This is a genomic window from Burkholderia sp. AW49-1, assembly GCF_053427845.1.
Window position 1 is genome coordinate 170829 of sequence record NZ_JBSAXF010000009.1, and the last position, 12180, is coordinate 183008.

8 protein-coding genes and 1 pseudogene are annotated in these 12180 nt (G+C 60.0%); 1 reads left to right on the forward strand and 8 read right to left on the reverse strand.

The annotated features are described in order from the left end of the window. Window positions 1–5: 5 nt before the first annotated feature. The 7 genes from ACV22W_RS16630 to rfbB all read right to left on the reverse strand — a co-directional run bounded on the left by ACV22W_RS16630 (window position 6) and on the right by rfbB (window position 10476). Window positions 6–3725, reverse strand: a complete 3720-nt coding sequence (locus tag ACV22W_RS16630) for a glycosyltransferase (protein ID WP_448020514.1) — start codon at window positions 3723–3725, stop codon at window positions 6–8. Beyond that, the gene (locus ACV22W_RS16635) at window positions 3725–5113 is read right to left on the reverse strand and encodes a methyltransferase domain-containing protein (protein ID WP_448020619.1); all 1389 of its coding nucleotides are present in this window, start codon (window positions 5111–5113) and stop codon (window positions 3725–3727) included. The genes ACV22W_RS16630 and ACV22W_RS16635 overlap by 1 nt, the downstream gene beginning before the upstream one ends. A 295-nt stretch (window positions 5114–5408) precedes the next feature. Then, window positions 5409–6854, reverse strand: a complete 1446-nt coding sequence (locus ACV22W_RS16640; protein WP_448020516.1) for a mannose-1-phosphate guanylyltransferase/mannose-6-phosphate isomerase — start codon at window positions 6852–6854, stop codon at window positions 5409–5411. Window positions 6855–7080: 226 nt separating this feature from the next. Further along, window positions 7081–7977 carry a dTDP-4-dehydrorhamnose reductase gene (gene rfbD, locus ACV22W_RS16645; protein WP_448020518.1) on the reverse strand — a complete coding sequence of 299 codons (897 nt, stop codon included), beginning with the start codon at window positions 7975–7977 and terminating at the stop codon, window positions 7081–7083. Then, window positions 7974–8525 (reverse strand): dTDP-4-dehydrorhamnose 3,5-epimerase, encoded by a 552-nt coding sequence (gene rfbC / locus ACV22W_RS16650; RefSeq protein ID WP_448020520.1) that lies wholly within the window; start codon window positions 8523–8525, stop codon window positions 7974–7976. Before rfbC ends, rfbD begins: the two co-directional genes overlap by 4 nt. After that, window positions 8510–9403, reverse strand: a complete 894-nt coding sequence (rfbA, locus tag ACV22W_RS16655) for a glucose-1-phosphate thymidylyltransferase RfbA (protein ID WP_448020521.1) — start codon at window positions 9401–9403, stop codon at window positions 8510–8512. The genes rfbC and rfbA overlap by 16 nt, the downstream gene beginning before the upstream one ends. 11 nt (window positions 9404–9414) lie before the next feature. After that, complete coding sequence (rfbB, locus tag ACV22W_RS16660; RefSeq protein WP_448020522.1) at window positions 9415–10476, reverse strand: dTDP-glucose 4,6-dehydratase; 1062 nt, start codon at window positions 10474–10476, stop codon at window positions 9415–9417. A 428-nt stretch (window positions 10477–10904) separates the two neighbouring features. On the opposite strand from rfbB, the pseudogene ACV22W_RS16665 reads away from it, so the two are divergent. Continuing rightward, window positions 10905–11225, forward strand: a pseudogene (locus ACV22W_RS16665) (IS110 family transposase); the annotation flags it as partial. A gap of 110 nt (window positions 11226–11335) precedes the next feature. On the opposite strand, the gene ACV22W_RS16670 reads toward ACV22W_RS16665, so the two are convergent. Further along, entirely contained in the window at window positions 11336–12109 is a 774-nt protein-coding gene (locus tag ACV22W_RS16670; protein WP_448020523.1) for a hypothetical protein, read from the reverse strand. Window positions 12110–12180 lie beyond the last annotated feature (71 nt).

Sequence of the window (12180 nt, forward strand, 5' to 3'; positions counted from 1 at the left end):
CTACTTTAAGAATACGCTTCATCGCGCATGAGAATTTTTGCCAATCCGCGAGCACTCTGCGCCCAGGTCAGGAACGGCATGCCGCGAGACGAAGGCTCCTGCTCCTTCGCTTGGAGTTCCAGCCATGCCTTGATCTCGGTCGCCAGATCGCGGCCATCTTGCGCGGAAAAATAAAATGCATGCTCGCCAGCCACTTCACGAAATACCGGCAGATCGCGCGCAATGATCGCCAATCCATGTTGCGCGGCTTCGATCAGCGGCAAACCAAAGCCTTCACCATAGGACGCCGCGATCAGACACGAGCTTGCCCCGTAGATTTTCTCCAAATAGACGTCCGACGCATTTTCCAGCCAGAACAAGCGGCGCCCCTGCTCCGCGTGTGTTCGCAGGCGGGAGACCAGGTCCTCCACCATCCAGCCCTGCCGCCCGACGACGACCAGATTGACGGTCTCATTGTCGCGCCACAGCTGCTCGAACGCATCCAGGACCTGGGCATGCCCCTTGCGCGGTTCCAGCGTCCCCACCATCAGGAACGTCGGGGCATTACGCAGGTGTTGAAGCACCTTGCTTCCGTTTGGCGGCATTTCCGAAGACGTCGAGAAATTTTCGATATCCGCCCCGAGATGGAACCAGTCGATCTCGAAGGGGCGTGCGCGATCCGGAGCGTGCGTTGCCAGCCATGAAGACAGATCCGTCGCCACGGCCTGCGAAATGCACAACGCTCCGTCGTTCTCCGCCACGACATCGAGCCACCCCGTAAATCCATCGGCAGCGCCAGGAACGAAGTACTGGGGGAGTAGCACGCACAGCAAATCGTAGACGACAAACTTGACCTGCACACCCTGCAATCGCATGCTTTGATAAAAAGCCCGCTGCGCCGGAACGACTCGCGGTTGCAGATCCAGGCCGACGAATACATCTCCTGCCGCATAGTCGATCGGCTCGTCCTGCAGCCAGCCGTCCTCGAACCCCATCAGCCGCGCCGTAAAGTCACGTGCATAGCGATAGGAATCCTTCGTTGTGGCATAAACCGGCTCGACTCGAAAGCCGTCGGGAGGAGAATCCAGCCATTCCTTCAGCAGATTGCGCACCACGCGCTGGATCCCGCTTCTGGCATCCACCTGCACGAGTTCGGAGATGTCGACCAGCAATTGCCGCTTGTTGTTGCGCGGAACAAAGCTCCTCGCCGCGCTCAGCGCCCACGTGCGCAACTGGTCGTCGCTGGCTTGACCGGCGCGACGCGCGATTGCGCGCGACAATACGACCGGATTCGCATTCGCGCGGACATAGAACCGCTCGATGGTATCGCGATACTGTTGCGCACAGACGTCGGGCGCATGGGCGGTTACGATGATGTCCCGCGCGCGCGCGCCCATCCGTTGCCGGCGTGCCGGATCCGAGCGCAACGTTTCCAGCGCATCGACGAGTTGCTCGTCAGAAAACTCGTCCGGCAACATCCATACGGCCTCGCGATCCAGGTCTGCCATGCTTCCGTTGGCATTGACGATCGTCGCCTTGCCGTAGTTCATGCAGTCCAGCACCGTCCCGGACGTCTCGCCGCGCGACAGCGTACGTAACTGGACGCCGACATCGACCGCCGCCAGATACCGGCGAAACATCTGCGCGTCGGCCCAACCGGTGACGCGGACCCGACCGCCCATTTGCCGAATGGTGCGCGCGAGTTTCTCGCCATACTCGGTCGGCTGATTTTCTCCGACGAATATCAGATGACAAGCCCGATCGCGCGCGAGCGTCGACTGGCCCCATGCACGAAGCAGCCGATCATTCAGCTTGGACGGCCCGAGTCCGCCGAACGCGCACACCACGAAGTCGTCCTTGCCGATCCCCAGCGCGTCGCGTGCGTCCCCGCCATGCGACGCGGTACTCGCATCGCGCATGTGCGGAATGACGGTCCAGTCTGCTACGTCCCCGCCATACCAGTGTCGGGCCAGCCGCAGTGAGTTGGGAGAATGGACGATCACGCCAAGGCCCTTCTGGACCACGCCCAAGCTGCACGGATACTCCCAGACCGCGTCCGCGATATCCGCGCTCAGATGTCGTGCCCTCAGGCCGACGTACCCGTGTGCGTCATACAGTGCCTTGGACCACCCGTCGGAACGGTTCCCGTGAATGGCCATGTGGGCAAGCACGCCCGAGAGAAAGAAATCGTGCAGAACAACGACTCCCGGCACGGCTTCCAGCAGCGGAAACATATACTCGTGGAACGACGAGTTCCCGAAGTGATACAGCACCCGATCGTACGAAGCCGCATGCTTGCGCAGCCACGCTGGCGTTTTGACCGAGACTTGCGCGAACTGGTCTGCCTGGATGTCGCGCACTGCGTCCGCATCGACGATTACGTCGATATCGTAAAAGCGCGCCAGTTCCGGCAGCAATTCGGCGCTGTAGTCCGCAATCCCTGTGCGGGCCGGCGGCATTGGCGACACGTAAGCCAGTTTGGGACGTCGCGACGGGGCTTCCGGCTTGCGCGCGTCGGCGAGCCAAGCCTGATGCCGCCGCTCGATTGCATCGAGCGCACACCGCCCGCTGCGATCCCACGAGAACTTGCCCGCCTGGCGCGTTCCGTGTTCGATTAGTGCCTGACGAAAACCCTCGTCCGTCAGGCCACGCTGCATGTGTTGCGCAATCGCGTCGTCGGATTTGGGATCAAACAGCGCTTCCTCCCACCCAATCACTTCGGGAACGCTCGACGTATTCGCGCCGATGACGGGTGCGCCGCAACGCATCGCCTCCAGTACCGGCAAACCGAAACCTTCATGCCACGAAGGAAAGACGAACAAGCGGCACAGGTTGTAAAGCGACAGCAAATCCTCGTCGGGCACAAAGCCCGTGCATACGACATCGTCCGCGTCCAGGCCGACTTGCCGGGCCAGGCGCATCAATGCCTCGCGGCTAGCCGGTTGAATCGAGCAAACGATCGCCAACTGGTGCGACCGCCTCAACTCGGACGGCAACAATGCGAACGCACGGATCATGCCTTCGACGTTCTTGCGGTGATCGATACCGCCCGTATAGAGCACGAACGGTTTCGTCAGCCCGTATTTGCTTCGCAGCGCGGTTTCGCGCTCGGCAGCAATCTGCTCGGGACGGAACCATGCGTCGACATCGGCGGACATGTTGACCGACCACTCGGGCGAGAGATCGAGATGTTCGATCCCTTCCGAGCGAGACGATTCGGAGATGGCCAACCACAGATCCGCGCGTCGAAGATGTTCGACTTTCTCCAGGTACCAATCCTTGAAGAGAGGATTCTCCAGATAAGGCTTGGCATAGAGGTATGGGATCAGGTCGTACAGCGTGACCGCGACCGGAACGTTCGTCTGAAGCGCATGAATGCTGGTAATCGAGTCATCGCCGAAGCCTTCGAAGTAGCTGGCGATATAAATGAAGTCCGGCTGCAGGCTCGTCAGAAAGGCTTCATAGGTCAATTCGCTGGCATGACGGCGCCAGCGATTGGCTTTATCCGCATGCGCGACGGGCGCTGCCGCATACCAGACGTGAATGTTCCCCGTCGGGAGCAATGCTTCGAACTGCTCGCGCAGGATGCGCGCAGACTCGTCAAACGCGCCATTCAACGCAAGTACGATTTCGTGTTCGCCGCGATTCCGGATCATCGCCTTGACGATTGACTCGGTGTAGCGGCCCACGCCGCGATTGCGCGAGTTGAGGCTCTGCGCCCCCTGCATGTCAACAACTATACGCATTATTCCGTATCCCCTTGGTCCGGCGCGAGCGCTGACTTGAGCGCCATGTACGCTTCGCGCGCGCGGGGTGTCAAACCGTCATCGTCGATCGGCTTTCTCTGCATCGACTGCGCAGGAGCCCCCACGATGATCCGAACGAGTCTTTGCTTCACACCGGGCATCGCGCCCAACGCTCGCACCGCCAATCGTCGCAGACGCGGATTGCGATTGACGTACGCGACGCTTCGAAACAGCACACGCTTCAACCCGGATTTGCATGTTCCCTTCGCGCCTCGAGCGAACGTGACGGCGCCTCGCAAGGGCGCAGTGACACGCCATGACGTGCTGCCGTAGACCGCCTGCAATTGCTCGGCGGCGCGCTGCGCGTCGTCCTGAACCCGCCTCAGTTCACCGTTTACTTGTCCCAGCCCCCCCCGGACATGGCTCAGATCGCTGCGGATCTGCCCCAGTTCATCAAGGGCTCGCATCAGTTCACTGCGGGTGCCGTTCAATTCTTCGCGAATCAAGCCCAGTTCGCCATGAAGGCGCCCCATTTCGCTCTGAGTCCGTTGAATCTGTTCGGCGGCGTGCTCATGCTGCCGGGCGGCTCCTGCCTCGAAACGCGCGGCAAGCCCGGCCAGCGACAGCCCGTAATCGGCATCGAACGCTTCGTCGAATAGTGCTGCGTCGGCTTCACTGCCGGATTTCTGGGCAACAATGGCGTAATCCGGACTTACGCCGCCGAGCACATCCATAAGACCGGCCCGCGCACCCTGTTCCAGCAACGCAGGGGACTCCTGCAGTCGAAGTCGCTTGACTCTGGCAAAGCCAGCATGCTCGCCCACGAAACTGAGGAGTTCGGAAGGAATCGGTCGAACGTGGCTGGGATCCAGATAGAAATTGCAGCCCGCGACGACGATATTTTCCGGGTTCGGCGTCTCCAGAATCAATAGACCACCCGGCTTCAGTACGCGCAACGCTTCGCTGACAATTCTTCGAACTTGCGCAAACGGCACATGCTCGACCACGTGAAACGCCGAAACGAGCGCGTGACTATTGGAATCGAGCGTAGCAAGATACTCGATAGCATCGCCCTGAAATACCGACAGACCGCGCTCCCGACAGGCTTCCAGCATATCGCCATCGAGGTCCATACCGACCGCGGCGAACCCCGATTCGCCCATCAACTCCAGCCACTCACCGCGACCGCAGCCCAAATCGAACGCTTTCCCGCCCGGATGGAGCGTCGCAAGGGGCGCAATAAACGGCCGGTATTTCGCCAGCCGACTTTTGATGAGCTCCCTTGAGCCTCGATGCTGATCTTCAAACGCGCGATAAAAGCTATCCACTACGACAAACTCCTCACCATCGTCCAGCAGCCAGGCCACATCGACGAAATTATCCACCACCGGCAAGCAGAACCGCGAGAAACGCGACTCCTGATTCAGGTTGACGATCGGTGAACGCGCTCCGGGCGCGGCCCGGTGCTCTCACGCATATGCTCAACGGCAACTTGCCCGCATACAAGTGGACGATGTGTCGACATCAGACGCTCGACACGCCTGCGCCGCGCGCAGGCCATCGTCGGTCAAGAACGGCACAGCCGCGCCAAACCGGGAATGTCCGAATCCGGACTGGAATTCCCGCTTGGCGCTTCACACCACGAGCCCCGCTAGATTCGGAGGGCCGGCATGATTCCCGACATCAAGCCCGGCCGTATACGTCTTCGAAGCGAACGATGTCATCTTCGCCGAGATATTCGCCGCTCTGCACTTCGATCATCACGAGGTCCAGCACGCCGGGATTCTCGAGGCGGTGCTTGTGACCGGCGGGAATGTAGGTGGATTCGTTGGTTCGAACGAAAATTTCCTGGTCGCCGTTGACGACCTTGGCCATCCCGCACACGACAATCCAGTGCTCGCTGCGATGATGGTGCATCTGCAAACTGAGGCTCGCACCCGGCTTGACTTCGATGCGCTTGATCTTGAAGCGCGGGCCTTCCTCCAGCACCGTGTAAGTGCCCCATGGGCGGCTCACCGTGCGATGCAGTTTGTATGCATCGTGATTCTGCTTCTTCAGGCGGGCTACCACCTGCTTCACGTCCTGCGCGCGATCGGGATGCGCGACCAGCAGCGCGTCCGGCGTATCGATGATCATCAGGTCGGCCACGCCGACTGCCGCCACGACGCGATCCGGGCTCTGCACGTACGTGTTTCGGCTATCGACGAAGATCGCTTCGCCCACGGCGCGATTGCGGTCCTGGTCCGGCGCGACCAGTTCGCGCACTGCACCCCATGAGCCGATATCGCTCCACCCGAAACTGGACGGCACCACGACCACGTTGGACGAACGCTCCATCACCGCGTAGTCGATCGAGATGTCGGGCATTTTCTGGAATGACTCGGCGGGAATCTCGAGCATCTGCGCCAATCCCTTGTCGGATTGCATCGACGCCCAGCATTCATCGGCGGCCGCCGCAACGTCCGGGGCATGGCGAGCCATCTCGTCGAGAATCACACCGGCCTTGAAACAGAACATGCCCGAGTTCCACAGGTAATTGCCTGCAGCGACATATTCGGCAGCCTTCACCGCGTCGGGTTTTTCGACGAAGCGCAGCGCCACGCGGCCGCTCCCGACCCGATCCCCAGCCTCGATGTAGCCAAAGCCCGTGTCCGGCCCCGTCGGCACAATGCCGAACGTCACCAGCTTGTCCTGCTTCGCAAGTTCGATTGCGCTTGCGACCGCGGCCGAGAATCCCTGCTGATCCTGCACGAGATGATCGGCTGCGAGCACCAGCATCAGCGCGTCGCGCCCGTACTTCTCCGCAACATGATGCGCCGCCATCGCCACGGCGGGCGCCGTGTTGCGACCGGTCGGCTCGAGCATGAATACACCGGAGTGCTGATTGCCGAGCGCGGCATAGCCGAACTCGTCCTTGCTCATGAAGTAGTAGTCGCGATTCGTGACCGTCAACAGCTCTCCGCGCTCGGATTCCCCGTCATTGCCGATCGCCGCTGCCGCCCGGCGGTAGGTTTTAACGAGCAAGCTTTCGCCATCCGCAAGCTTCATGAACGGTTTGGGATGCCCTTCGCGGGAAACTGGCCACAGTCGGGTGCCAGCACCACCGGACAGGATGACGGGAATTAACATCACATACACTCCAGAGATTTAGTATCCGTTGGCAAGGCACAAGGCCTTCGCCATGTGCCTCAATACACCACCGGCATCGGTGTTAGCCGGCCAACCCGGACCAAAACGCGAATTATAGCCGGCGAACTACTTTCCCCCGAAACGGCCGGGGGGGGGCGCCCGGAACAACCGCCGGGAACGACCCGGACATTCGCACGGGCCAGCCGACGGAGGTCACCATGACCTCTCATTCGCTCAAACACAGTTCCAATGCATTGCGCCAGTCCGGCATCTGCAAGCGAAAGACTTCTGCCAGCTTTTCCAGCGCCATCCTCGAATTGGCCGGCCGCTTCGCGGGCGTCGGATAGTCCGCCGTGGAAATCGGCACAACCCTCGGCGCATGAGAACCCATGGCGATATCGAATATCGCTTCGGCAAAGCCGCACCAGGAGGTCGCTCCCGCAGAAGTAAGGTGATAGACACCGGTCCGGTGCGCCCACCAGTCAGCGTCGGTCGACGCGATGCCCTGGGCGAGGATGTGCGATGTCGCGGCGGCGATGGTCCCGGCCCAAGTCGGGGCGCCAATTTGATCCGCGACGACCCGCAATTCGGGACGCTCTGCACCGAGCTTCAGCATCGTCAGCAGGAAGTTCCTACCGCGTCGGCCATACACCCAGCTCGTCCGCAGGATCAGATGCGCACATCCGGTCGCAGTGATCGCCCGTTCACCCTCGAGCTTCGCCGCCCCATATGCGTTCAACGGATTCGGTGTGTCGGTTTCCACATACGCGCACCCTTTCGTACCGTCGAACACATAATCGGTCGAGTAGTGAATCAGCGTGCCACCACTACGTGCCGCTTCTTCGGCGAATACGCGCGGCACGTCGACATTCAGGCGTCGCGCGAGGTCGACTTCGCTCTCAGCCTGGTCCACCGCTGTATAAGCGGCCGGGTTCACAATCAGGGTCGGCTTCAGATCTCTCACAAAGGCGCGCACACGATCAAGATCGGCAAGATCGAGCATCGACCGGTCACACGGTACGACGCGGCCGAGCCCCTGGAGCGATCGCAACAGTTCGAAACCGACCTGGCCGGTTACCCCGGTTACGAGAATCGTCGGCTCTTGCGCTGTATTCTGTCTCAAGCGTAGACCTCGGCTTCACTGAGCCGTGCGCCTGCGGCATCTTTGGCTGCCAGCAACGGTTCTGTATCGATCGGCCATTCGATCCCGATCTCCGGGTCGTTCCACACGATACAGCGCTCGTGCTCGGGATACCAGTAGTCGGTCGTCTTGTAAAGGAACTGCGCAGCATCGGACAGCACGACGAAGCCATGCGCGAAACCGGGTGGAATCCATAGCTGCCGATGGTTCTCGGCCGACAGCACGACTCCGACCCACTTGCCAAAATTCGGTGAACTCTTGCGGATGTCGACCACGACATCGAATACCTCACCCTCCACGACACGCACAAGCTTCCCCTGTGCGCGCCGAACCTGGTAGTGCAAACCGCGCAGCACCCCTTTTGCGGAACGCGAATGATTATCCTGAACGAATTCAACACCAGCCGTCACGCGCTCCGCAAACTCCCGCGCGTTGAAGCTTTCATAAAAATAGCCCCGCGCATCGCCGAACACCTTCGGTTCGACGATTTTGACTTGCGGCAGAGCCGTTTCCGTTACTTGAATTGCCATGCGACCTGATCCGAAAGGAGGTGTTCGAGATAACGCCCGTAGCTGTTCTTTGCCAGCGGTACGGCAAGCTTGCGCAACTGATCCGAGTCGATCCACTGCCTGCGATAAGCGATCTCTTCAGGACAGGCCACGACAAGCCCTTGCCGCTTCTGCAATGTTGCGATGAACGTCGCCGCATCGATAAGAGAATCGTGCGTACCGGTATCAAGCCACGCGTAGCCGCGCCCCATGATCTCCACGTCGAGCTTGCCGTCGGCGAGATAGCGGGAATTCACGTCGGTGATCTCGAGTTCGCCACGCGCCGATGGCTTGATATCGGCGGCAATTTCACACACCTGGTTATCGTAGAAGTACAAGCCGGTCACCGCATAGTTCGAGCGCGGCATGGCCGGCTTCTCCTCGATCGACAGCGCGCGAAATTCCTTGTCGAATTCGACGACGCCATAACGCTCGGGATCCTGCACGTGATACGCGAACACCGTCGCACCCGACTCCTTCGCGTCCGCACGCTCGAGTTGTTTCGCCAGATCGTGCCCGTAGAAGATGTTGTCACCGAGAATCAGCGCCGACGGATCGTTGCCGATGAAATCCCGGCCGATGATGAACGCCTGCGCGAGCCCGTCCGGCGACGGCTGCACTGCGTAGCGAATATTCATCCCCCACTGGCTGCCATCGCCAAGCATCGCCTCGAAGCGCGGCGTATCCTGCGGTGTCGAAATGATCAGTATGTCGCGGATCCCGGCCACCATCAGCGTGGACAGTGGGTAGTAGATCATCGGCTTGTCGTACACCGGCAGGAGCTGCTTCGATACGACATGCGTGATCGGATACAGGCGAGTGCCGGACCCGCCCGCGAGAATGATGCCTTTACGTGCCATCGGCCATGCCCTCAAGTGCGTTGCGCGTAATTCGTCTCTACCCACTTGCGATATTCGCCGGACACGACGTCGTCGACCCACGCCTGATTGTCGAGATACCAGCGCACCGTCTTCGCCAGCCCCGTCTCAAACGTCTCCAGCGGCTTCCACCCCAGTTCGCGCGCGAGCTTACGCGCGTCGATCGCGTAGCGGCGGTCGTGACCGGGGCGATCCGTCACGTAGGTAATCTGGTCACGATAGGAGCCCGCTGCTTTCGGACGCGCGCTGTCGAGCAGGTCGCACAGCGTATGCACGACGTCGAGATTCTTCTTCTCGTTCCAGCCGCCGACGTTGTACGTCTCGCCTGGCGTGCCGCGCGCAAGCACCTCGCGAATAGCGCTGCAATGATCGCCAACGTATAGCCAGTCGCGCACGTTCTGCCCGTCGCCATAGATCGGCAGTTGCTTGCCCGCAAGTGCGTTGGCGATCATGAGCGGAATCAGCTTCTCGGGAAACTGATATGGACCGTAGTTGTTGGAGCAGTTCGTCGTCAGCGTCGGCAGGCCATACGTATGGTGATACGCACGCACGAGATGATCGGAGCCGGCCTTCGTCGCGGAGTACGGGCTGTTTGGCGAATACGGTGTCGTTTCCGAGAATTGAGGATCGGTCGGGGACAACGACCCATATACCTCGTCGGTCGACACGTGCAGGAAGCGAAATGCGGCCTTGTCGGCATCACTCAGCACGCCCCAGTGCGCGCGCGCTGCTTCGAGCAACGTAAACGTACCGACGACATTGGTCTGCACGAAATCGGCTGGACCATGGATCGAACGATCAACATGGCTTTCTGCGGCGAAATGCACGACGGCGCGCGGCTTGTGCTCTGCAAACAGCGTATCGAGCGCAGCACGATCGCAAATATCGACAAGCGCAAACACATGTTTCGGATTGCCACTCAGCGACTGCAGCGTGCTCAGATTGCCGGCATAGGTCAGCTTGTCGACATTGAGCACGGGCTCATCATTGTGGCGCAGCCAATCGAGAACAAAGTTGGCGCCAATAAAACCCGCACCGCCCGTCACCAAGATCATGAGACTTCCTCTATAAATGTGCAGCACCCCAGTCGGGCGCTCGCCCCAAGGCACATTGCGGACGGCGACGCCCGGGGCCGCGTCAGGCCCGGATTTTAACCGGTCGCCATGATCGCAATGTCACGAAGTGCTAATTTTTGCGAGAGAAAGCGCAATTATAGGAAATCGCGAGAAGCAAAACTCATGCCGGTAACAAATTGATACACGTCACCCCGTGCATCGTCGGGAAACGACCGGTTGACATAGTATTCACATCGCACCCGATATAGCGTCCACTGTTCTACCGACCCACCCGCTTTGCATCGAGCCCCCCCTTACACACTCGCAAAAACTGCGGCGCAGGCAAGCGCCTAGCGACGGAGATCGTTCAGGCACTTGCTCACGGTCTTTGGGCGGCCCGACCAAAGTATGCCGAGAGCTAGCGCACGACCGCCAGCAGACTCCTGACCGCGATTGCCCACCAAGCCTTCAGTTGCCCATCCGCCTACGCCAACCTCACTCCCGTCATCCGACGCTCAGGTTCGTCGACCCCCGTTGAGCATTCATTCGGACGCGGAAACAAGGTGCTCAAGCGCCTTGCCCTTACTGCCCTTCTCCGCATTGCCAGCCCCCGTCTCGCGGGCTTGCTGCGCCCGCAAATTCCAGCAGGCAAGCGTCACAATCAAGCGCTCGTTGCGCTCTCACGACGACGCGGCGATGTTCTGTCCACCATGCTGCGAACAGCACCATTTACCCCCCGAGTCAGCCCCGAGTGCTTGAAGATACACATAGCTCTCCGCTTATTGGGTCACCGGGAATTCGCGCGGCAAAGACACCAGCCGTGACGTTATGAAAACGACCTTTCAGCAAGCTTCCCCGCCTAAAGTCGCTCCATCCAGTTTCGATAGGCCGACGAACGCGTCAGAAAGTACGGTCGAATCACGTAGCCCAAAGTATCAAAAACTCTTCGATGCCTTCTGTAGATGCGAATGGCGTCTTGAGGGACTATCAAACGGCGCCAGAGCCCGGGACTTCCCTGCCACCCGTGCCGGTTCGGCGTCGCACGCATCTTCTCGATACTGAGGTGCGCCAGCCAGGGAACAACATCCTGCGCACGCCCCCCCAACGCAGCGATCTGATTGCCAAGCACCACTTCAGGGTTCGCAACGGCATCTTCGTAGCGAAGGCGAAGCACCTCGGGATCGCTCCACCATTGATAGGTGATCGAAAGCAGATCTTCAGCGCCCATGCTAAGAGCGTACTCAAGAAATTCGGGCGAGGATGGGCTGGCGCTCGCCAATTCCCCCGGCAATTTCACATTCCCCTCAAGCCATCGGCTCGTTCCCGGTTCGTATCGAATATAGTGCAGCACCGACACGAGAACGTCGAGCGGGTGTCTTGCCACCGTCAATGTCCGAAATTGATTCGCGCGAAGCCAAGCTTGAAAGTTCGGTTCGCGATACCAATGGATCTGAAGAAAACACCTAGGCGGCAAAACGACGGGAGCGTCGAGATAATTGTGAACAGCGATCTCCTGCATGGACAGTGCGCCAGCAAGCGTTGATCTGATCCATGAATTACCGCTCCGCGGGGAACTCACCACCGCGATACGCAAAATTTCGCTAGATGGGCAATCCTGAGCGTTGGTGGACACACTATCTCCTGTAACTCGCATATACATTCTAGATAACGAAAGGTCTCGTACAGTCGATTCAATCAGCGACG

Coding starts and splice junctions, on each gene's coding strand:
- ACV22W_RS16630 (WP_448020514.1), bottom strand. CDS start 3,725: ATGCGTATAGTTGTTGACATGCAGGGGGCGCAGAGCCTCAACTCGCGC.
- ACV22W_RS16640 (WP_448020516.1), bottom strand. CDS start 6,854: ATGTTAATTCCCGTCATCCTGTCCGGTGGTGCTGGCACCCGACTGTGG.
- rfbC (WP_448020520.1), bottom strand. CDS start 8,525: ATGGCAATTCAAGTAACGGAAACGGCTCTGCCGCAAGTCAAAATCGTC.
- rfbA (WP_448020521.1), bottom strand. CDS start 9,403: ATGGCACGTAAAGGCATCATTCTCGCGGGCGGGTCCGGCACTCGCCTG.
- rfbB (WP_448020522.1), bottom strand. CDS start 10,476: ATGATCTTGGTGACGGGCGGTGCGGGTTTTATTGGCGCCAACTTTGTT.